This window comes from uncultured Bacillus sp., assembly GCF_958411575.1.
Lineage (GTDB): Bacteria > Bacillota > Bacilli > Bacillales > Bacillaceae > Bacillus > Bacillus spizizenii.
This window is the reverse complement of sequence record NZ_CATYRA010000003.1, coordinates 85,810-106,803: the sequence shown is the minus strand read 5'-3', so window position 1 is coordinate 106,803 and position 20,994 is coordinate 85,810. Positions and strand designations below refer to the sequence as shown.

The following is a 20,994-nucleotide window of genomic DNA, read 5'->3' as shown; positions in this document are numbered from 1 at the left end:
TAAGATGTGGACGGAATGGGTAAAGTGTAGTAAAGTACTATTAATCGGGAGCTTAGATGTCCCTTCAACATCTTATATAGAAGGGAAGGTTGGCAAATGGAAATTGAAAGAATTAACGAGCATACAGTAAAATTTTATATGTCTTACGGAGATATTGAAGATCGCGGTTTTGACAGAGAAGAAATTTGGTATAACCGTGAGCGCAGTGAAGAACTTTTCTGGGAAGTCATGGATGAAGTTCATGAGGAAGAGGAATTTGCTGTGGAAGGCCCTCTTTGGATTCAAGTTCAGGCACTCGACAAAGGATTAGAAATCATCGTCACAAAAGCCCAGCTTTCCAAAGACGGACAAAAGCTCGAACTGCCGATTCCTGAGGATAAAAAGCAAGAACCAGCATCTGAGGATCTTGACGCCTTGCTGGATGATTTCCAGAAAGAAGAGCAAGCCGTCAATCAGGAAGAGAAGGAGCAAAAGCTTCAATTTGTCTTGCGGTTTGGCGATTTTGAGGATGTTATTTCTCTATCTAAATTGAACGTTAACGGAAGCAAAACGACTTTATATTCGTTTGAGAACCGATATTATTTATATGTAGATTTTTGCGATATGACTGATGAAGAGGTTGAAAATCAGCTAAGCATCCTGTTGGAGTACGCAAATGAATCCTCAATCAGCATACACCGTCTTGAAGAGTACGGCAAGCTGATTATTTCAGAGCATGCTCTAGAAACGATAAAAAAACACTTTGCATCATAGCAAACCGATTTCTTTCCGGAAATCGGTTTTTTTTATGCAGTGAAATGCCATGTTTGAGACGTGAAAAATCAAAAACCTACTTACATGAGAAAATTCGGGGAACAGGAGTTGATCATCTTTTCCAGAAAGTATACCTCATCTGGAAAGGAGAGATGACAATTGTTTAGTGCTGTGACTGAAGACGGCCAAATATTTCACCTTCTAGGCGCTCGGCAAAGCCGGAAATTAAAGGGAAGACGATTCTTCTGCCCGGTGTGCGGAGGTGAGCTTGCTGTGAAGCTCGGTCTCCAAAAAGCACCGCATTTCGCCCATAAACAGAACAAATCCTGTTCGATAGACATAGAACCGGAAAGCGCCTACCACTTAGAAGGAAAGAGACAACTGTATGTATGGCTGAAAACGCAACAGGCTTCCCCGATATTAGAACCGTATATCAAAAACATCAATCAAAGACCGGACATCATGGCAAAGATCAAGGGGCGCATGCTTGCTGTTGAGTATCAATGTGCCACTCTTGCTCCAGATGTCTTTCAAAAACGGACAGAGGGCTTCAAACAAGCAGGAATCATCCCGCAGTGGATTGTGGGACGCAGCCGCTTAAAACGCTCTGCTCCATCCTTTTATCAGCTTTCTGCTTTCCATTGGCAGTTTATCAATGCAAGTTCATACAGGGAACTGATATGTTATTGCCCGGAAACACGTTCTTTCCGCCGGCTCAGCCACATCATTCCGTTTTACACAAACCATTCTTATTCCTCTGTTCAAACGATCCCTATCCATCGGGCTGCTGCAAACGATCTTTTTTTTACTGAACCGACGCCCGCATTTCAATATTCTGGCTGGACGAAAGCGATTCACCGTTTTCGCCATAAACCCCATCGATTTATCTCCAAGGAAACAAATCGCCTCAGGCTGCTGTTTTATGAAAAGCGGCAGACGCCCCTTTCTTTTCTTCCGACGGAAGTGTTTGTCCCTGTTATAAAAGGGGCTGTTTTTAATAGCCCGGTTTTTGTGTGGCAGGGGTTTCTATATCTGTTTATTACGGATCTGGGATATAAACGTGCGCCAATTCGCTTTTCAGCCGTTTTACAGCAGTGCAAACTGCACATTCATAAAAAGAACATTTCGCTCAGATACAAATGCAGCGAAGATTGTCTTTCTGAAGCGGTGAAACAGTACATTGATTTTTTGTGCAAGAAGGGATTTTTAAGGGAGACTCAGAAAGAAGTATATGTGCTGAATCAGCCTGCAGAGGGCGTACGCTCATTACAGGATCTCATAGAAAGTGACCGCAGCTGTTTTATAGAATGAGTTTGTCTCATTTGGCTCACCCTAAGACAAAGGTGGTGGGCTGGCTATGAAAGGCACAAAAGAAAAGGTTTTTCGTGTTTTTACTGCTTTTTTGGCATTCGTTCTCTTCATTACTGCATATGATTTGACAAAAGGCAGTGAAAAACCGGAAGATATTCACAACACAAGTTTATTGAGAAACAGCGGTTTTTTCAATTGGCTTGAATCAAAGAAAACGAGGGGGATCACCATGGCTGAGGAAAAAAAAGCAAACCAACTGCCTGACAGAAGTGAGGTAAAGGCAGAAGACACATGGAGACTTGAGGATATTTTTCCTAGTGATGAAGCCTGGAATAAAGAATTTCAAGCTGTAAAAGAATTAATTCCGAATTTATCTAAGTATAAAGGAAAGCTGGCAGATTCAGCTGACCATTTATACGAAGCTCTTACGTTCCAAGATAAAGTGATGGAGCGGCTGGGCAGGCTGTACACATATGCGCATATGCGCTCTGACCAAGATACCGGGAACTCTTTTTATCAGGGGCTGAATGACAAGGCGGGAAACCTATATACACAGGCCGCAAGCGCGACAGCTTATTTGGTTCCAGAAATTTTATCCATAGAAGAAGACAAACTGCAGCAGTTTATTCTTGAAAAAGAAGAGCTGAAACTGTACTCTCATGCGATTGAGGAGATTACAAAGGAACGCCCGCACGTGCTGAGCGAGAAGGAAGAGGCGCTGCTTGCTGAAGCTTCTGATGTGCTGGGTTCATCTTCCAATACGTTCAGCGTGTTAAATAACGCCGAGATTACATTCCCGTCCATTAAAGATGAAGAGGGGAATGAAAAACAGATCACTCACGGGAATTTTATTAATTTCTTAGAAAGTGAAAACCGTGAAGTCCGCAAAAATGCCTTTGATGCAGTATATAAAACATACGGTCAATATAAAAACACAATGGCCACGACACTAAGCGGCACTGTGAAAAAGGACAACTTCTACGCAAGAGTGAAAAAATACAAATCAGCACGTGAAGCGGCGCTTTCTAACAACAGTATTCCTGAGGAAGTATACGACAACCTTGTCAAAACGATTAATAAGCATTTGCCGCTCCTGCACCGCTATATCGCGCTGAGAAAGAAAGTGCTAGAGCTTGATGAGGTGCATATCTATGATCTGTATACACCGCTTGTGAAGGATGCGGGGATGAAGGTCACGTACGAGGAAGCCAAAGATTACATGCTGAAAGGTCTGGCACCTTTAGGGGAAGAATACGCCTCCATCTTAAAAGAAGGGCTGGAAAACCGCTGGGTAGACGTTTATGAAAATAAAGGAAAACGCAATGGCGCTTATTCATCAGGAGCTTACGGCACGAATCCGTATATCTTGATGAACTGGCATGATAACGTCAATAATCTCTTTACGCTTGTGCACGAGTTTGGACATTCCGTACACAGCTACTATACGAGAAAGCATCAGCCATATCCATACGGCAATTACAGTATCTTTGTCGCGGAAGTTGCGTCTACGACAAACGAAGCGCTTCTTGGCGAATACCTGCTGAACAACTTAGATGATGAAAAACAGCGCTTATATATCCTCAACCATATGCTTGAGGGCTTCAGAGGAACGGTCTTTAGACAAACGATGTTTGCTGAATTTGAACACCTGATCCATACAAAGGCGCAAGAAGGGGAGCCGCTTACACCTGAGCTTTTGACAAATGTCTATTACGATCTGAATAAAAAGTATTTCGGAGACGGCATGGTGATTGATAAGGAAATCGGCCTTGAATGGTCACGCATTCCGCACTTCTATTACAATTACTATGTGTATCAGTATGCGACAGGGTACAGTGCTGCCCAAGCGTTAAGCAGCCAAATTTTGAAAGAAGGAAAGCCGGCGGTTGACCGTTATATTGACTTCCTGAAAGCGGGAAGCTCACAATACCCGATTGATGTCCTGAAAAAAGCGGGCGTTGATATGACGTCTCCAGAGCCGATCGAAGCTGCGTGCAAAATGTTTGAAGAGAAACTTGATGAAATGGAAGAGCTGCTGATGAAAGTCAAGCAGTCCTAAAAAAGAAAGCCTGTGCAAAAATGACGCACAGGCTTTTTTAAAACCCTTTAAAGGTTTTCCGGTGGTTCAGGCGATAGAGGGTAAACAAAATAGACAGAAACAGCAGAGGAGAGGTAATATAAAGCGGCAGCATATGCATCATGCCTAATATATTCAAACAGAAAAAAACGGCAATGCACACAATTGAGATCACAGTATACATCATGTCGGTCCCCCTCGTCCTTTTTCCTTATTAGGATATGAGTGAATGCACTTCGTTATGTTTTGTGACAAAAATATGAACATTAAGCATAGAGGTTGTCAACAGTCGACATCTTTTGTTATCATAAGGATGTGAAATTGATCACAAACAAACATTACCCCTTTGTTTGACCGTGAAAAATTTCTCCCATCCCCTTTGTTGTCGTTAAGACATATGAAACCGCGCTTATCCCGGCGCGGTTTCTTTAGTGTTATGAACAGAACGTATGTTTGATATTGGTGTAAAAAAACAGCCTCAAGCATATACACGCTTGCGGCTATTTTTCACATGATTGATATTCATCAGAATAAGTGCTGAGAGACTTCCAAAACATTCCGTGTTTGGCTTCCACTTTGGCAACCTTTTTAGCAAACGCCAATTTTTTCATTTCTTTTTCTACCTCTTCAAGGCTCAGGTCATAAACTAGAGCAATTTCCTTAGAGGCAACGAAGCGGAAATATTCAATAAAACATTCCAGAGGCGGTGTTTCCGACGGCTTCGGCTCGTCGCCAAGCATCTCAAATAAGATTTCTTCATATACATCATATGAATAGCTGCCGGGTACTTTAAGTCCTTCGTCCTCGTGCTGTGTATTGAAAAACGTCAGCGTCGGATTGACGGAAACATCCATCTCAGCGGCAATTCTCATGTCACATTGAAGCGCCTTGACCGCGCTTTGAGAATGCAGATCATTTTTGAACTCTTCAAGATCGAGACTCGTTTTTTCCGCGATTTCCAAAAGCACGTTTTCATCCGTAATATTTTTCTTTGAAACAAACAGACTTTCCTGCATATTTCTGAGAAATTGCATACCGGCTTTTCTTCCTTGCAGTTCGGCTGCTTTAAAAGCGAGAGCAGCCATATAAGGTGATGAAAGCGGCTGATCTTGCTCGAACCAGACATTGCCATCACACGACATGCCGGAGCGGCTCGCGATCTTTTCCCATGCTTCTGCGAGAAGATGCTTTTTCCGTTTCTTGTTTAACACGGTAAGGCTTGCAGAAGCTATAATGCGTAATGTGAAAAAGCGTCCGTATCTAATTTTCAGCTTTTTAATAACGGGCTCTAAGGACCAGCATTCAGGACATAAAGGGTCTACAAACATGTAGATTTCAAGCGGTTTTTTTGGATGGCCGTGGCAATGGGCGAAGTATTGCTCATGCTGATAGTTTGTCAAGATGATCGATCCTCCGCTTCCGTTTGATTCACCATATGCCTTGCTGTTAATTCCAGCCGGCCAAACAAAAACTCACGAATATCGCCCTCCAGCCCTACATGGTCCATTGCGTCCTTCATACAGCTGAGCCACGCATCAGCTCTCTCGTTTGTAATTGGAAAGGGAAGATGCCTTGCTCTGAGCATGGGGTGGCCGTGTTCCTCAGTATAAAGCGGAGGCCCGCCTAAATACTGAGTCAAAAATTGCTTCTGTTTCCTGGCGGTTTCTGTTAAATCGCTCGGAAAAATTGGCTTCAGCAAAGGATGAGACGCGACACGCTCATAAAAAGTATCAACAAGTTGCGATAGAAGTTCCTCTCCAATCGCTTCATAAGGTGCGTTAAACGATTGTCCCATGTTGACTACTCCTTTAAATATGGCTAATAGGAATCATAAATCCTATTGCAAAAAGTAATTTTCTGTATTTCAACATTTCATCTAAATTTATTTTAGCAACAAGGCATCATTTCTACAAACAAACTGCCTTTTATGCGTTTGATGACAAGTTTCGGCTGTAAGCCAGGGTTTGTATTTCATATCATATCACATAAAAATCAGGAATGCGTAAGATTTCACTTCGCAAAAAAACCAGAGGGCAGAAGCCGCTCTGGTTACGCGTAATAAGCTGAAGTTATTTTTTTTACATAGTTTTGCGTTTCTTGGAAAGGAGGAATACCTCCGTATCGGTCAACATTTCCCGGTCCGGCGTTGTAAGCCGCTAATGCCATAGATACATTGCCGTCGTATTTATTCAGCATTTGTTTTAAATATTTCGTTCCGCCCTCCACATTTTGCTGCGGATCCAGCGGATTAGAAACGCCAAGTGAGCTTGCCGTTGACGGCATGAGCTGCATGAGGCCCATCGCACCTGCTCCGCTGACCGCTTTTGCATTAAAGCCTGATTCCTGTTTGATGACGGCACGGATTAGTTTTTCATCGACGCCATATTTATCAGCTGCTTTTTTTATAGCACTGTCAATGGAGAAGTCCCCTGAACTGATCTGTTTTATTTCACGCTTGTTTGAAGATAAATCTGCAGCAGCTGTTTCGGTGCTTTCTGCCGTTTTTGTGATATAACCTGAATTGCTATTTGTATATGAGTTAAGCCCATAAGCTGAAAGCAGTGGCGGCGCTGTTGAAGAAGCGCTGTTCAGCAGACTAAGCGGGCTTGATGTTGCAGAAGATGCTGTTGGTTGATGAGTCGTCAGACCGTTTGTATATTGGCTAAGCAAAGAGCTGAAGCTTGAGAGCGGGCTTTCCGCATCATTTTGAGTGCTTGTGCTGCGTGCATTAGATATGGACTGTAAAGCCTGAAGCTGAAGTAAAGCTGCCCAATTCGTTACATTCACAATGTCATTCCACCTTATATAGACTTTCGTTTTTCCTCATAAAATCGCAGAATTTTATTTTTGGTTTCGCGCTGAGGAATGCTGAATTGCTGAAGCAGCTTCTCAAAGGCTTGTTTGCCCTCATGCCAGTCTGCTGCCTCAAATTCGATTTCATAGTCCTCTTTATTTAAATATCGGCTGTGGTCTAAAACTATTAAGCCTTTTTCTGTTTCTTTTTCCGCACGGTTTGTTGCTAATGATCCAAAGTATTGAATGGCGTCTGTATCGATCTGAAGCTTGTGCAGTTGGTCCTTCACAGGACCTTTCGGAACTGAAAATTCAGCAAGGTCTGATACCTCTGAAAGCTGCTGGTGCGTTTCCAGAAGCCCTACATCTGCCGGTTCTTTTAACGTCAGGACATATTCTCCGTTTTTTCTGCGGATTCGAAGCGCAGCGTGTTTTTGTTTCAGCGCAAAGCTGCCTGTGTCAAAATAATGATTCTTTTGATCTATAAAATCTTTTTCTGTCAGCTGGAGTGCGGCTGTTATCGTTTCAAATTCTTGTTTGGTCAGCATGTTTTTAAATTCTATTTCAATTTCTTGGCTCATGATGCTCTTCCTTTCCGCCCTGTAAATCTTATTTTTACTATTATCTCTTTAGATGTTAGGTTTATCAATATCCAGCTTGATATGATAAAATGAATCTGTACTTTGTTTAAAAAGGAGAGCATTATGCAAAACAGAATCGAAATTTTGAACGCAACATTATCGGATGATCAGCTTCGCCTTGCCTGTGAGACAGAAGGAGACGAAGCGGAACGCAAGCCGTCAGGTCAAATGCTTGTTGATTCTGACCACTATGCTTTTGTATACATACTTGAATTAGCTGATTCTTTTGAATATGTCATTATAAAGGAACATGTGTGGCCGGAACTGAAGCAGGCCCATGCACAAAGAATTCCGGTTGTTTTAGAGGCCGGAGACAAAACCATTGAACTGGCAGGCCTGCATGAGGAACTGGAGTATCTTTTAGAAAATATTAAAGATAATGCAAACTACGGAGAAATGGAAGAAAAAGTGAAACGCGTGTTTTTATAGAAACTGGTTCGGAATTGGGGGATGTATGATGGATGACAAACAATGGGAGCGTTTTTTAGTGCCGTACCGCCAGGCTGTCGAAGAGTTGAAAGTGAAGCTCAAGGGGATCCGCACACTATATGAATACGAGGATGACCATTCTCCGGTTGAATTTGTGACCGGGCGCGTCAAACCTGTTGCGAGCATACTAGAAAAAGCGAGACGGAAAAGCATACCGTTACATGAAATTGAAACCATGCAGGATATCGCAGGCCTTAGAATCATGTGCCAATTTGTCGATGACATCCAAATCGTAAAAGACATGCTGTTTGCCAGAAAAGATTTCACCGTTGTGGATCAGAGGGATTATATTGCGGAACATAAAGAGAGTGGGTACCGGTCATATCATCTTGTCGTGCTATATCCTTTACAGACGGTGTCCGGAGAAAAGCATGTTCTTGTGGAAATACAAATCCGTACGCTGGCGATGAATTTTTGGGCGACCATTGAGCATTCATTGAATTATAAATACAGCGGAAACATTCCTGAAAAAGTAAAATTAAGGCTTCAGCGTGCTTCTGAAGCGGCGTCCCGGCTTGATGAAGAGATGTCGGAGATCAGGGGTGAAGTACAGGAAGCTCAAGCTGCCTTTTCAAGAAAGAAAAAAGGAAGCGAGCAACAATAGGTAAAGGGGAAGAAAAGCATGAAATTTGCCGTATCATCAAAAGGTGATCAAGTTTCTGATACGCTGAAAAGCAAAATACAGGCGTATTTGTTGGATTTTGATATGGAACTGGATGAAAATGAACCGGAAATCGTCATTTCAGTTGGGGGCGACGGAACGCTTTTGTACGCTTTTCACAGATACAGCGACCGCTTGGACAAAACAGCATTTGTCGGCGTTCACACGGGTCATCTGGGGTTTTATGCCGACTGGGTTCCTCATGAAATTGAAAAACTTGTTCTCGCGATTGCGAAAACGCCGTATCATACCGTCGAATATCCGCTTCTCGAAGTGATTGTGACCTATCACGAAAACGAGCGGGAAGAAAGATATTTAGCATTGAATGAATGCACGATTAAAAGTATAGAAGGAAGCCTTGTGGCTGATGTGGAAATCAAGGGACAGCTCTTTGAAACCTTCCGGGGCGACGGCCTCTGCCTGTCAACGCCATCCGGCAGCACCGCCTACAATAAGGCGCTGGGCGGAGCGATTATCCATCCGTCTATCAGAGCGATCCAGCTTGCGGAAATGGCTTCTATTAATAACCGCGTATTCCGGACGGTCGGATCGCCGTTGCTTCTCCCTTCCCATCATGATTGCATGATTAAGCCGAGAAACGAAGTTGACTTTCAAGTGACGATTGACCATTTAACCCTTCTTCATAAGGATGTAAAGTCAATCCGCTGCCAAGTTGCATCCGAAAATGTGAGGTTTGCGAGATTCCGCCCGTTTCCATTTTGGAAAAGAGTTCAGGATTCGTTTATCGGAAAAGGTGAATAGAAAGAGGACGTATCGTGGAGCATTTTTTTATCAGAAAGAACATTACTTGCGCTGAAAACGGGATGACTCTTAAAGAATATGCCGCTGAACTGGGGATTTCGAAACGTCTGCTGACCGATATCAAGTTTGGCGGTGGAGACCTGCTTATCAATGGTGAGCATGTGACGGTCAAATACGTTTTGAGAGAGGGAGATCTTCTTGTCGTCAAGTTTCCTGAGGAACAGGTGAGCGAGACGCTATTGGTAGAGCCTGTTCCGCTCGATATTCTGTATGAGGATGAACATGTACTTGTGATAAATAAGCAGCCGTATGTGTCATCTATCCCTTCGAGAGAGCACCCATCCGGCAGCATTGCCAATGGAATTATCCATCATTATCAAAAAAACGGAGTGCGGGCGACAGTTCACCTTGTGACCCGGCTTGACCGGGATACATCAGGTGTCATGCTTGTTGCCAAGCATCGCTTTGCCCACTCCATTTTATCGTCAGCGCAAAAAAACGGGCTTGTGAAACGCCGGTATGCGGCAGTGGTCCACGGGCGGTTGACACAGGCGGAGGGAACAATCGATGCTCCGATTGGCAGACATCCTGACAGTATTATTGAACGGACGGTGACACCAGACGGCCAGAAGGCGGTTACTCATTTTTATGTCACATGCGCAAATGACGATATGACCTCGGTTACATTGCAGCTTGAGACTGGTCGGACCCACCAAATTCGTGTTCATATGAGCTATCTCGGGCACCCGCTGTGCGGCGATACACTGTACGGCGGAACGAGACGGGAAATTGGCCGCCAGGCCCTGCACAGCGAGCAGCTTTCATTTATCCATCCACTGACACAGGAGAAGATGACGTTTCATGCTTCACTGCCTCAAGATATGAAAGAACTGATAAAAGGAGAGAATCATTGATTCTCTCCTTTTTTATATGGGACGAAATCTTGATTCGTCATAAGGCAGGGAACTTGGAACAGAGACGGCTTCTATTTCTGGAAAGCGAAAGCCTGTCAGTTTATTTCCGAACACGCAGCCTGTATCAATGTTGATGGTGCGGTTGGCCTTCCGGGGCTCTTTCACAGGTGTATGGCCGTATACCACCCAAGCCTTGCCGTTATAGGCTGCCGCCCAATCACGTCTGACAGGTCTGCCGTCCGGATACGTTTCACCCGTCACATCACCATAAAGCACAAAGTCTTTCACTCTGCGGGTATATTTGCCGATATCGTCAGCCTTTATGCCAGCATGGGCGACAACTAATTCTCCGTTATGTAAGATGTCGTAAAGCGGCGCCGTTTCATACAGCTTCATAAACTGTTCGCTGACTAATGTTCTTTCTTCTTTAGAAAGATCTTCAAGCTCTGCCGCTGTTGTTTCGAGACCATGCATCACTTTCACCGGATTTCCTTTTAAGTAGCGGTACAGCTTATTACAATGATTTCCCGGGACATAACGTGCAGCGCCTTTTTCGTAAGCGCCCGATACAAAGCGGATGACCTCTATCGATTTGGGGCCTCTGTCGGTTAAATCTCCGGCAAAAACAAGCACCCTGCCTTCCTCGTGGACAGGTACTCCATTTTTGATCGTATAGCCAAGATTTTTGATTAATGCAGTCATTTCGTCATAGCAGCCATGAATATCGCTGATTATGTCGTAAGCCATTCGGCATCCTCCTTACCAATGATTTTATTTATTATGATGCAAAGTGTTGTGAGTCATCACAAGCTTTTATGTGCAAATTATAGAAGAATCATTTTCTAAACAAGATTTAGACCATATTACTTTATTTTTTATCATCACCCTTGTTAAAATCGCGTTATGTTTTTTTAAAAATTGAGGTTTTGTTCTTTGATTAAGAACTGGAATAACCCTGATCTAAAAAGGAGGTTCTGATTATGGCGCATACATCTGTCGCATCTTTAGTTGTTGTACTTATCGTTGCATTTTTGACACCCATCCTTTTGCATCGGTTTAAACTCAGCATCCCGGTTGTTGTTGCTGAAATCATTATGGGATTGATCATAGGAAAAAGCGGCCTTAATTTAGTTGTGGAGGGTGACACATGGCTCCAGACGCTTTCTATGCTCGGATTTATCTTTTTAATGTTTTTAAGCGGGCTTGAAATTGATTTTTCATCGTTTGAGAAAGGAAAGAAAAAGCAGCTTATGCCGAACGGCAAAGAAGCGCCTAATACGTTTGCTGCGGCATCTATCATTTTTGGCGGTATTTTTATTTTATCATTGCTGCTGTCCTATGGGTTCGTCTTGGCAGGATTTATCGAAAATGCATTCTTAATGACGCTTATTATTTCAACAATTTCATTAGGCGTTGTCGTTCCAACATTAAAAGAAGAACGAATCATGAATTCAAATATCGGGCAGATTATTTTGCTCGTTGCTGTTATTGCTGATTTGGCTACGATGATTCTTCTTGCTGTTTTTTCTTCTTTATACGGAGAGGATAGCGGAAACATGTGGCTTCTGATGATCCTGTTTGCAGCCGGAGTGGTGCTTTACTTTTTCGGCCGGATCTTCAAACATCGCTCTTTTGTTCAATCCATGTCAAAAGGGACGATCCAGATCGGAACGCGCGCGATTTTTACGTTAATTATCGTACTCGTTGCCCTGTCTGAATCACTTGGGGCAGAAAATATTCTCGGCGCTTTCTTAGCAGGTGTTCTCGTTTCCCTTCTTTCACCAAACAAAGAACTTGTTCAGCAGCTGGATTCATTCGGCTACGGGTTCTTAATTCCGATTTTCTTTGTGATGGTCGGTGTGAAGCTGGATATATGGACCCTTTTCCAAGATCCGAAAATATTAATCATGATTCCACTTCTGCTTTTGGCGCTGTTAGTAAGCAAAATCATTCCTGTCCTGTACTTGAAGAAGTGGTATGATAACCGAACCGTTTTGGCATCTGGTTTCCTGCTGACATCAACTCTTTCGCTCGTGATTGCCGCTGCGACAATCGGCCAGCAGCTTCACGTGATCAGCGCAAATATGTCAGGAGCGCTGACGTTAGTAGCCGTCATTGCCAGTATTTTTTCGCCGGTCTTCTTTAAAAAATTGTACAAACGGGAAGAGCAGCCGGAGGAGAAAAAGACGATTACGTTTATCGGTGCAAACCAAATGACATTACCTGTTACTCTTGAACTGCCGGAGGAAGAGTATGATGTGCGTGTTGTACACGTCTACCAAGAGAATGCGGAGGAAAAGCTGTCAGAATCAGTATTTACCGTCGAAACGATTTCTGACTATGAACACGAGACGCTTGAATCACTCGGCATTTTTGATACGGATATCCTCGTTGTTGCGACAGGTAATGAAGACATGAATGCGGACATTGCATTACTTGCAAAAGAAAAAGGCACAGAAAGAATCATTGCCAGCGTAGGATCACCGGAGAATGAAGCAGCTCTGAAGGAGCAGGGAATCAGCATCTTTTCTATTCTGTTGTCAACAAAAACACTGCTTCGCGCTCTGATAGAAGCGCCTGGAGTCATGAGGCTTCTCACGAACCAGGAGTCTTCGCTGTATCAAATTAATATGGAAAACAGCACTTACGACGGTGTGATTTTGCGGGAATTCCCTTTAACAGGCGACGTCATCTTTGTCAGGATTTTCAGAGGTGTGGATAGCATCGTTCCACATGGGGACACAAGGCTGAAACTGGGAGACCGCTTAATTGTTACCGGATCTCGCGGGTACGTAACGGAGCTTAAGAAAACATTGGAAGGATAAACCTTGACCAAATAGGGATTCGTGTTAATATAGAGGTGCAGAACAATTCAATATGTATTCGTATAACCACTAGGGGTGTCCTTCATAAGGGCTGAGATAAAAGTGTGACTTTTAGACCCTCATAACTTGAACAGGTTCAGACCTGCGTAGGGAAGTGGAGCGGTATTTGTGTTATTTTACTACGCCAATTCCAAACCACTTTTCCTTGCGGGAAAGTGGTTTTTTTATTTATCAGACAGGGGGAATGACGTGTGAAGTTTTCAGAAGAATGCCGCAGTGCAGCAGCAGAATGGTGGGAGGGGAGTTTTGTCCATCCGTTCGTTCAGGGAATCGGTGACGGAACGCTTCCGATTGATCGTTTTAAATACTACGTGCTTCAGGATTCTTATTATTTAACGCATTTTGCGAAGGTGCAATCGTTTGGCGCCGCTTATGCGAAGGACCTTTATACAACGGGACGGATGGCAAGCCACGCCCAAGGTACATATGAGGCAGAAATGGCGCTTCATCGCGAGTTTGCGGAGCTGTTGGAAATCAGTGAAGAAGAGAGCAAGGCGTTTAAGCCTTCTCCTACGGCGTACTCTTATACATCCCATATGTACCGTGCGGTTTTGGGCGGGAATTTTGCTGAGATATTAGCGGCTCTGCTGCCATGCTACTGGCTGTATTATGAGGTTGGTGAGAAATTGCTGCAATGTGATCCGGGGCATCCGATTTATCAGAAGTGGATCGGCACATACGGCGGTGACTGGTTCAGACAGCAGGTCGAAGAGCAAATCAATCGCTTTGATGAGCTGGCGGAAAACAGCACGGAGGAAGTGCGGGCCAAGATGAAAGAGAATTTTGTTATTTCCAGCTTCTATGAATATCAATTTTGGGGAATGGCCTATCGAAAAGAAGGCTGGTCCGACCGCGGCATAAAAGAGGTGGAGGAATTTGGAGCTTCACGCCATAACTGATGACTGCAAGCCGGTTGAAGAGTTAGCGAGAGCAATCATAGCTATTCGGAATGAAGTTGATTTTATACACATTCGGGAACGGTCAAAATCGGCGGCCGACATTTTGAAACTGCTCGGGCTTATTTCCGAAGGCGGTGTTGATAAACGAAAACTGATCATGAATGGGCGGGTGGATATTGCGCTTTTTTCTACGATTCATCGTGTACAGCTGCCGAGCAGCAGCTTTTCGCCGAAGCAGGTCAGAGCCAGATTTCCTCACCTTCATATTGGTCGGTCGGTGCATTCGCTTGAGGAAGCAGTTCAAGCAGAAAAGGAAGACGCAGACTACGTGTTGTTCGGCCATGTGTTTGAAACGGATTGTAAAAAGGGTCTTGAAGGCAGAGGTGTGTCATTGCTGTCAGATATCAAACAGCGGATTTCCGTCCCGGTTATTGCGATCGGCGGAATGACGCCGGACAGATTAAGAGACGTAAAACGAGCAGGAGCAGAAGGTATTGCAGTCATGTCGGGAATTTTTTCTTCCGCTGACCCTTTGGAAGCTGCCAGACGATATTCCCGCAAGCTAAAGGAGATGCGCTATGAAAAGGCATTATGATGCAGTTGTCATTGGAGGCGGAATTATTGGTTCCGCGATTGCTTATCATTTAGCAAAGGAAAACAAAAACATCGCATTGTTTGAAAGTGGAACAATGGGCGGCAGAACAACAAGTGCTGCTGCCGGAATGCTGGGCGCCCATGCCGAGTGCGAGGAACGTGACGCGTTTTTTGACTTTGCCATGCACAGCCAGCGTCTGTACAAAGGTCTTGGAGAAGAGCTTTACACGTTAAGCGGTATTGATATCAGACAGCATAACGGCGGTATGTTTAAGCTTGCGTTTTCTGAAGAAGATGTGCTGCGGCTGAGGAAGATGGACGACTTGGATTCTGTCAGCTGGCATACAAAAGAAGAAGTTTTAGAAAAAGAGCCGTATACGGCTGGTGACATTTTCGGGGCAGCCTTCATTCAAGATGATGTGCATGTTGAGCCTTATTTTGTTTGTAAGGCATATGCGAAAGCAGCGAGAGCGCTTGGGGCTGAGATTTTTGAGCATACTCCTGTCCTGCAAGTTGAACGTGACGGTGAAGCGCTGTCCATCGAGACGTCGAATGGCAACATATGGGCGGATCATGTCGTGGTTGCCAGCGGGGTATGGAGCGGAATGTTTTTTAAACAGCTCGGGCTGAACAATTCATTTTTCCCTGTAAAAGGGGAGTGCTTGTCTGTTTGGAATGATGATATACCGCTGACAAAAACACTTTACCATGACCATTGCTATATCGTACCGAGAAAAAGCGGCAGACTGGTTGTCGGCGCGACAATGAAGCCGGGTGACTGGAGTGAAACACCGGATCTTGGCGGATTGGAAGCGGTAATGAAAAAAGCAAAAACGATGCTTCCGGCCATTCAGAATATGAAGGTGGATCGTTTTTGGGCAGGACTGCGGCCGGGAACAAAGGATGGGAAACCGTACATTGGCAGACACCCTGAGGACAGCCGTATTTTATTTGCGGCGGGCCATTTCAGAAATGGGATTTTGCTTGCTCCAGCAACGGGCGCTTTGATTGGTGATCTCATGATGAATAAAGAGGTCAATCAAGACTGGCTGCACGCATTCCGAATTGATCGCAAGGAGGCGGTTCAGATATGATCCTACAGCTGAACGGTAAAGACGTGAAGTGGGAAAAAGACACAGGTACAATTCAAGACCTGCTGGCGTCTTATCAGCTTGAAAATAAAATCGTTATTGTTGAAAGAAATAAAGAAATTATCGGTAAAGAACATTATCACGAGGTTGAACTTTGTGATCGCGATGTTATTGAAATTGTCCATTTTGTAGGAGGCGGATGAGCATGTTAACAATTGGCGGGAAATCATTTCAATCAAGATTGTTGCTGGGCACGGGGAAATACCCATCGTTTGAAATTCAAAAGGAAGCGGTGGCCGTTTCCGAGTCTGATATTTTAACATTTGCTGTGCGGAGAATGAACATCTTTGAAGCGTCTCAGCCTAATTTTCTGGAACAGCTTGATTTATCCAAATATACACTTCTGCCGAATACAGCGGGCGCCAGCACCGCTGAAGAAGCGGTCCGGATTGCAAGACTGGCGAAAGCGTCGGGACTTTGTGACATGATTAAAGTCGAAGTCATCGGATGCAGCCGTTCTTTGCTGCCTGATCCTGTTGAGACATTAAAAGCGTCCGAACAGCTTCTTGAAGAAGGCTTTATTGTGCTGCCGTACACGTCGGATGACGTTGTACTGGCAAGGAAACTGGAGGAGCTTGGCGTACATGCCATCATGCCGGGTGCATCTCCGATCGGATCAGGGCAAGGAATCTTAAATCCTTTAAATCTGTCATTTATTATTGAACAGGCGAAAGTGCCGGTCATCGTGGATGCTGGCATTGGATCGCCAAAAGATGCGGCATATGCAATGGAGCTTGGAGCGGACGGCGTACTTCTCAATACGGCTGTATCAGGCGCGAATGATCCTGTGAAAATGGCGCGTGCCATGAAGCTCGCGGTGGAAGCAGGGCGCCTTTCTTATGAGGCGGGTCGCATTCCGCTTAAGCAATACGGAACGGCAAGCAGTCCGGGAGAAGGTCTTCCTGTATGACGGACAGGTACTCCAGACAGGAGCTGTTTGCTCCGATCGGCCCAGCCGGCCAGAAGAAATTGAAAGAAGCGCGCGCCGTGATCATCGGCGCCGGCGCGCTTGGAACAGCGAGTGCTGAAATGCTGGTCAGAGCGGGAGTTGGCTCTGTGAAAATTGCCGACAGAGATTACGTTGAATGGAGCAACCTGCAGCGCCAGCAGCTGTATACAGAAGATGATGTCAGAAAAGAAATACCGAAAGCGGCCGCGGCTGAGCATCGTCTCCGTTCGATTAACAGCGATGTCGATGTGACTGGCCTTGTTATGGATGTGACAGCGGAAAATATCTTCGAGCTGATTAAGGGCGCTTCGATCATTGTGGATGCGGCTGATAATTTTGAAACCCGCCTGATCGTAAATGATGCTGCGGTCAAAGAAGGGATTCCTTTTCTCTACGGTGCCTGTGTAGGGAGCTACGGCCTCACCTTTACCGTAGTGCCGGGATCAACCCCTTGTCTGCATTGCTTGCTCGATACACTTCCGATTGGCGGAGCGACATGTGACACAGTTGGCATCATCAGTCCGGCTGTTTTGCAGGTAGCGGTCTTTCAGGTGACAGACGCGCTGAAGCTGCTGACGGGAGAGGAGTGCGAGCCAGTGCTGCGCTCCTTTGACTTGTGGAAAAACGAACGGTCAGAGGTAAGAGCGGCGGGTCTCAAACATGACGCATGCCCAAGCTGCGGCACAAAGGATTTTCCGTTTTTGTCATATGAGAACCAAACAAAAGCGGCTGTATTGTGCGGCAGGAACACGGTGCAAATCAGATCATCCTTTACAAAAGAAGCGGATCTTGAAGTGCTTGCCGGTCAGTTGAGACAGGCCGGACTTGAAGTGGCCGCGAATCCGTATTTAATTTCCTGCCGCTCGGATGATATGAAAATGGTGCTGTTCCGGGACGGCAGAGCATTAATCCATGGAACGAATGATATTGCCCGGGCAAAATCTATTTATCATAAATGGATTGGGTAATAAAAGGAGTGTAATGTAATGAGTATATATAAAGCATTGACAATCGCCGGCTCTGATTCAGGCGGCGGCGCAGGGATACAGGCCGATATTAAAACCTTTCAGGAGCTTGATGTTTTCGGAATGTCTGCGATTACGGCGGTAACCGCCCAAAATACGCTTGGCGTCCATGGAGTATATCCGCTGACTGTAGAGGCACTAAGACAGCAAATTGACGCCGTTGCCGAGGATTTGAGACCGGACGCCGTAAAAACGGGAATGCTTTGGAATGCCGAAATGATTGAAGAAGTGGCGAGAAAAATTGACGAGTACGGGTTTAACCGTGTGATTGTTGATCCGGTTATGATCGCAAAGGGTGGTGCATCCTTGCTGCACGATGAATCAGTTGCTACCTTAAAAGAGCTGCTCATTCCGAGGAGCTACGCGATTACGCCGAATGTTCCGGAAGCAGAAACGCTGACAGGAATGACAATCCGCTCGCTGGATGACCGAAAAAAAGCGGCGGAGCAGCTCGTAAAGATGGGAGCGCAGTATGTGATTATCAAAGGCGGGCACCAGCCAGAGGATCATCACATTACTGACCTTCTTTTTGATGGAAATATGTTTATGCAAATCAGCCATCCTTATATCGATACGGAACATACGCATGGCACAGGCTGTACTTTTGCTGCGGCTTTAACAGCTCAAACCGCTAAAGGAGACAGTATCCATCAGGCGTTCGAGGTTGCGGCCAACTTTGTCCGCGAAGCGGTGGAAAATACGCTCGGCATCGGATCGGGCCACGGGCCGACAAACCATTTCGCCTTTAAACGAAACAGCTTAAAAACAAGCCGATGAGATCACCAACTGATGGTGATCTCTTTCGCCTTTGTCTGTCGTATGCGCTTTTCATCTGGACAAGGTTATGATATGATAGGAATTAAGATCAGGTACTAATACTATGTCTTTATTAAATATAGGAGGCTTTATACATATGAATTTTTCACTTGAAGGCCGCAACATTGTTGTGATGGGGGTAGCCAACAAACGCAGTATCGCGTGGGGAATTGCGCGCTCTTTACATGAAGCAGGTGCACGTTTGATTTTCACATACGCAGGAGAACGCCTTGAGAAATCTGTTCATGAGCTTGCCGGAACGTTAGAACGCAATGATTCCATTATCCTTCCTTGCGACGTAACAAACGACGCGGAAATCGAAACTTGCTTCGCAAGCATTAAGGAGCAGGTCGGTGTGATCCACGGTATCGCGCACTGTATCGCATTTGCCAACAAAGAAGAGCTCGTCGGCGAATACTTAAACACTAATCGTGACGGTTTCCTTTTGGCCCATAACATCAGCTCATACTCTCTGACAGCTGTTGTGAAAGCGGCACGTCCGATGATGACTGAAGGCGGAAGCATTGTCACTTTGACTTACCTTGGCGGAGAGCTTGTGATGCCGAACTACAACGTCATGGGTGTAGCGAAAGCTTCTCTTGATGCAAGTGTGAAATACTTAGCTGCTGACTTAGGAAAAGAAAATATCCGCGTTAACAGCATTTCTGCAGGTCCGATTAGAACATTATCTGCTAAAGGCATCAGCGATTTCAACTCTATCTTAAAAGACATCGAAGAGCGTGCGCCGCTTCGCCGCACGACAACACCTGAAGAAGTGGGCGATACAGCTGCGTTCTTATTCAGCGATATGTCCCGAGGCATTACAGGTGAAAATCTTCACGTTGATTCAGGTTTCCATATCACTGCCCGCTAAGCAGGATCTATGTCAAGCAATCCCGAACAGGGATTGCTTTTTTATTTCTTCTGATTTTCAGCTTTCTGTCATATAGATAGAATATGACACAATCGGAGGGATGAAGATGTCTAATAAGAAACGAAACGCGGATAAAAAACCGCTCATGTATATTGTTCAGCCGGATTATGCAGAAACAACAAGGTCATCCATGCAGGAGATTGTCATCAAAAAAAAGGCCAACAAACCTGCTCCGCCAAAAGCAGAGGAAAAGCCGGTTTACCATGAGAAACAGCAGGAGGAAGCTGTGGCAAAAAATATCCAGCAAGCAGAACAAAAGCCTCCAGCTGAGCCAGTGAGTCAGCAAATACCAGAGGTGAGAGAGCCAGAGAACATAAAGAATCAGCAGGAAGAGAAAGCAGAGCCGAAGGCCGTTGAAGAAACCGTCGAACACGATCCTCCGAAAGCAGAAAAAAAGGAAGAGCCTGCACTTGAACTTGAGGCCCAGAAGCCTGAAAAAGAACCGGAAGCTGTCCATAATGCTGCCAAAGCGGAGGAAAAAGCACCGCCGGCAAGAAAAGTGAAAAAACCGATGAGCAAGATGACGATCCATGAAAAAATTGATTTTTTAACAAAGCTGCCTCATAACATGCCGAGAGCGCTTTGTTTGATTGAAGCCAATGGAAGAACGTACAGGGGCGTGATTGTCGGAAGAAGAAATGATTCCGTTCTGCTTCGAACAACCGGCAACGGCGCGCCGACTGAGCTGTCGATTGATGAAATTACCTCTTTGCATCCGCTCGGTTTTTAATGAAATGAAAAAAGCTGCCCGGCAGATGTTCCCGGACAGCTTTTTTACATAGAGAAAAGCCTGCAGGCCTGCAAGCTTTCCAGTATTATCATTAATGATGATGGTGCGTACGATTGATTAATCGAGGATTTAAGCAGTTGACTGCGCAGAAGCAGTCTAAGTCTACTTCAATACAGTAGTTCGTTTTTTCAAGTCGGAACACTTCACAAACCGTATCTTTATCGGTAAAGTCCAAAATGTGTTTATGTTCGTCGAATGCGATTAATAATGACAGAGTTGCGCAGCTGTCATGAACTTTTTCCACTCTGAAAAATACTGTATTAAAGCAAGGGCCGTTATCGAGTTCGCCGACATTTCCAAAAGCGACCAGAGGATTTGATTTTGATGTAAACAGCACGAAAGGCACTGTATCGCCCAGCGAATGGGTTGGTGACAAAAGCTTTGAATGGCAGCTTGTCGGGCAGTCCTCTTCAACAGCGTTTTGCAGGTCTTCAATATTTTCTACGGCTTCACGTACGCAGCTTGATGTTTTCTGGCTCATATTATCCCTCCTGCCTTATAAATTTGAGACTGGCGAAATGTTGGAGAGTCAGCTGCCTCACGCTGGAAG

General features: G+C 45.0%; 25 protein-coding genes, 1 pseudogene and 1 riboswitch. Of the genes and pseudogenes, 18 read left to right on the top strand and 8 right to left on the bottom strand.

The window, feature by feature from the left end; translation table 11 throughout:
• The first annotated feature begins 4 nt into the window (after nt 1-4).
• Nucleotides 5-130, top strand: a complete 126-nt coding sequence (locus Q5C82_RS06320; protein ID WP_120698858.1) for a hypothetical protein — start codon at nt 5-7, stop codon at nt 128-130.
• Entirely contained in the window at nt 97-753 is a 657-nt protein-coding gene (gene mecA / locus Q5C82_RS06315) for an adaptor protein MecA (protein ID WP_003224603.1), read from the top strand. The genes Q5C82_RS06320 and mecA overlap by 34 nt, the downstream gene beginning before the upstream one ends.
• Here the strand turns inward: mecA and Q5C82_RS06310 are convergent.
• A pseudogene (locus tag Q5C82_RS06310) lies at nt 748-869 on the bottom strand (hypothetical protein). The gene mecA and the pseudogene Q5C82_RS06310 overlap by 6 nt on opposite strands.
• 43 nt (nt 870-912) lie before the next feature.
• Here Q5C82_RS06310 and Q5C82_RS06305 point away from each other — a divergent pair.
• Nucleotides 913-2,064, top strand: a complete 1,152-nt coding sequence (locus Q5C82_RS06305; RefSeq protein WP_003224605.1) for a competence protein CoiA — start codon at nt 913-915, stop codon at nt 2,062-2,064.
• A gap of 229 nt (nt 2,065-2,293) precedes the next feature.
• Nucleotides 2,294-4,123 (top strand): oligoendopeptidase F, encoded by a 1,830-nt coding sequence (gene pepF / locus Q5C82_RS06300; protein WP_171017002.1) that lies wholly within the window; start codon nt 2,294-2,296, stop codon nt 4,121-4,123.
• Between the two features lie 37 nt (nt 4,124-4,160).
• On the opposite strand, the gene Q5C82_RS06295 is transcribed toward pepF, so the two are convergent.
• From Q5C82_RS06295 to Q5C82_RS06275, 5 genes are all read right to left on the bottom strand, one after another.
• Complete coding sequence (locus Q5C82_RS06295) at nt 4,161-4,328, bottom strand: hypothetical protein (protein ID WP_019713977.1); 168 nt, start codon at nt 4,326-4,328, stop codon at nt 4,161-4,163.
• A gap of 313 nt (nt 4,329-4,641) precedes the next feature.
• Nucleotides 4,642-5,541, bottom strand: coding sequence for a protease adaptor protein SpxH (gene spxH / locus Q5C82_RS06290; protein WP_003224611.1), 900 nt, complete (start codon nt 5,539-5,541; stop codon nt 4,642-4,644).
• Complete coding sequence (locus Q5C82_RS06285; RefSeq protein WP_003224612.1) at nt 5,538-5,936, bottom strand: group 2 truncated hemoglobin YjbI; 399 nt, start codon at nt 5,934-5,936, stop codon at nt 5,538-5,540. Before Q5C82_RS06285 ends, spxH begins: the two co-directional genes overlap by 4 nt.
• Nucleotides 5,937-6,190: 254 nt before the next feature.
• The gene (locus tag Q5C82_RS06280) at nt 6,191-6,928 is read right to left on the bottom strand and encodes a lytic transglycosylase domain-containing protein (protein WP_003224614.1); all 738 of its coding nucleotides are present in this window, start codon (nt 6,926-6,928) and stop codon (nt 6,191-6,193) included.
• A gap of 14 nt (nt 6,929-6,942) precedes the next feature.
• Entirely contained in the window at nt 6,943-7,515 is a 573-nt protein-coding gene (locus Q5C82_RS06275; protein WP_003224616.1) for a CYTH domain-containing protein, read from the bottom strand.
• 123 nt (nt 7,516-7,638) lie between these two features.
• On the opposite strand from Q5C82_RS06275, the gene Q5C82_RS06270 reads away from it, so the two are divergent.
• Genes Q5C82_RS06270 through Q5C82_RS06255 form a run of 4 tightly spaced genes read left to right on the top strand, consistent with a single transcriptional unit; the run spans nt 7,639 to nt 10,401 of the window.
• The gene (locus tag Q5C82_RS06270) at nt 7,639-8,004 is read left to right on the top strand and encodes a hypothetical protein (RefSeq protein WP_003224618.1); all 366 of its coding nucleotides are present in this window, start codon (nt 7,639-7,641) and stop codon (nt 8,002-8,004) included.
• A gap of 28 nt (nt 8,005-8,032) precedes the next feature.
• Nucleotides 8,033-8,668: a GTP diphosphokinase gene (gene yjbM, locus Q5C82_RS06265; protein WP_003224620.1), complete on the top strand. Its 636-nt coding sequence runs from the start codon at nt 8,033-8,035 to the stop codon at nt 8,666-8,668.
• A gap of 18 nt (nt 8,669-8,686) precedes the next feature.
• The gene (locus Q5C82_RS06260; protein ID WP_003224622.1) at nt 8,687-9,487 is read left to right on the top strand and encodes an NAD kinase; all 801 of its coding nucleotides are present in this window, start codon (nt 8,687-8,689) and stop codon (nt 9,485-9,487) included.
• 14 nt (nt 9,488-9,501) lie between these two features.
• Nucleotides 9,502-10,401, top strand: a complete 900-nt coding sequence (locus Q5C82_RS06255; protein WP_003224624.1) for an RluA family pseudouridine synthase — start codon at nt 9,502-9,504, stop codon at nt 10,399-10,401.
• Nucleotides 10,402-10,413: 12 nt separating this feature from the next.
• Here Q5C82_RS06255 and prpE read toward each other — a convergent pair whose 3' ends face one another.
• Nucleotides 10,414-11,148: a bis(5'-nucleosyl)-tetraphosphatase PrpE gene (gene prpE, locus Q5C82_RS06250; RefSeq protein WP_003224625.1), complete on the bottom strand. Its 735-nt coding sequence runs from the start codon at nt 11,146-11,148 to the stop codon at nt 10,414-10,416.
• A gap of 233 nt (nt 11,149-11,381) precedes the next feature.
• Between prpE and Q5C82_RS06245 the strand changes: the two genes are divergently transcribed.
• The 10 genes from Q5C82_RS06245 to cotO all read left to right on the top strand — a co-directional run bounded on the left by Q5C82_RS06245 (nt 11,382) and on the right by cotO (nt 20,384).
• Nucleotides 11,382-13,226 carry a monovalent cation:proton antiporter family protein gene (locus Q5C82_RS06245; RefSeq protein ID WP_003224627.1) on the top strand — a complete coding sequence of 615 codons (1,845 nt, stop codon included), beginning with the start codon at nt 11,382-11,384 and terminating at the stop codon, nt 13,224-13,226.
• Nucleotides 13,227-13,287: 61 nt separating this feature from the next.
• Nucleotides 13,288-13,396: riboswitch (TPP riboswitch) on the top strand.
• Between the two features lie 81 nt (nt 13,397-13,477).
• The gene (gene tenA, locus Q5C82_RS06240; RefSeq protein WP_003224629.1) at nt 13,478-14,185 is read left to right on the top strand and encodes a thiaminase II; all 708 of its coding nucleotides are present in this window, start codon (nt 13,478-13,480) and stop codon (nt 14,183-14,185) included.
• Nucleotides 14,163-14,780 carry a thiazole tautomerase TenI gene (gene tenI, locus Q5C82_RS06235; protein ID WP_013307959.1) on the top strand — a complete coding sequence of 206 codons (618 nt, stop codon included), beginning with the start codon at nt 14,163-14,165 and terminating at the stop codon, nt 14,778-14,780. The genes tenA and tenI overlap by 23 nt, the downstream gene beginning before the upstream one ends.
• Nucleotides 14,764-15,873 (top strand): glycine oxidase ThiO, encoded by a 1,110-nt coding sequence (thiO, locus tag Q5C82_RS06230; protein ID WP_003224633.1) that lies wholly within the window; start codon nt 14,764-14,766, stop codon nt 15,871-15,873. The genes tenI and thiO overlap by 17 nt, the downstream gene beginning before the upstream one ends.
• Nucleotides 15,873-16,073, top strand: coding sequence for a sulfur carrier protein ThiS (gene thiS / locus Q5C82_RS06225; protein WP_072182824.1), 201 nt, complete (start codon nt 15,873-15,875; stop codon nt 16,071-16,073). The genes thiO and thiS overlap by 1 nt, the downstream gene beginning before the upstream one ends.
• Nucleotides 16,070-16,840: a thiazole synthase gene (gene thiG, locus Q5C82_RS06220; protein WP_072566102.1), complete on the top strand. Its 771-nt coding sequence runs from the start codon at nt 16,070-16,072 to the stop codon at nt 16,838-16,840. The genes thiS and thiG overlap by 4 nt, the downstream gene beginning before the upstream one ends.
• Nucleotides 16,837-17,847, top strand: coding sequence for a thiazole biosynthesis adenylyltransferase ThiF (gene thiF, locus Q5C82_RS06215; RefSeq protein ID WP_003224639.1), 1,011 nt, complete (start codon nt 16,837-16,839; stop codon nt 17,845-17,847). The genes thiG and thiF overlap by 4 nt, the downstream gene beginning before the upstream one ends.
• Nucleotides 17,848-17,865: 18 nt before the next feature.
• Nucleotides 17,866-18,681: a bifunctional hydroxymethylpyrimidine kinase/phosphomethylpyrimidine kinase gene (thiD, locus tag Q5C82_RS06210; RefSeq protein ID WP_003224641.1), complete on the top strand. Its 816-nt coding sequence runs from the start codon at nt 17,866-17,868 to the stop codon at nt 18,679-18,681.
• 136 nt (nt 18,682-18,817) lie between these two features.
• Nucleotides 18,818-19,594, top strand: a complete 777-nt coding sequence (gene fabI, locus Q5C82_RS06205; protein WP_003224643.1) for an enoyl-ACP reductase FabI — start codon at nt 18,818-18,820, stop codon at nt 19,592-19,594.
• 100 nt (nt 19,595-19,694) lie between these two features.
• The gene (gene cotO / locus Q5C82_RS06200) at nt 19,695-20,384 is read left to right on the top strand and encodes a spore coat protein CotO (protein WP_079996336.1); all 690 of its coding nucleotides are present in this window, start codon (nt 19,695-19,697) and stop codon (nt 20,382-20,384) included.
• A 91-nt stretch (nt 20,385-20,475) separates the two neighbouring features.
• Here cotO and cotZ read toward each other — a convergent pair whose 3' ends face one another.
• Nucleotides 20,476-20,925, bottom strand: a complete 450-nt coding sequence (gene cotZ / locus Q5C82_RS06195; protein WP_003224647.1) for a spore coat protein CotZ — start codon at nt 20,923-20,925, stop codon at nt 20,476-20,478.
• Nucleotides 20,926-20,994 lie beyond the last annotated feature (69 nt).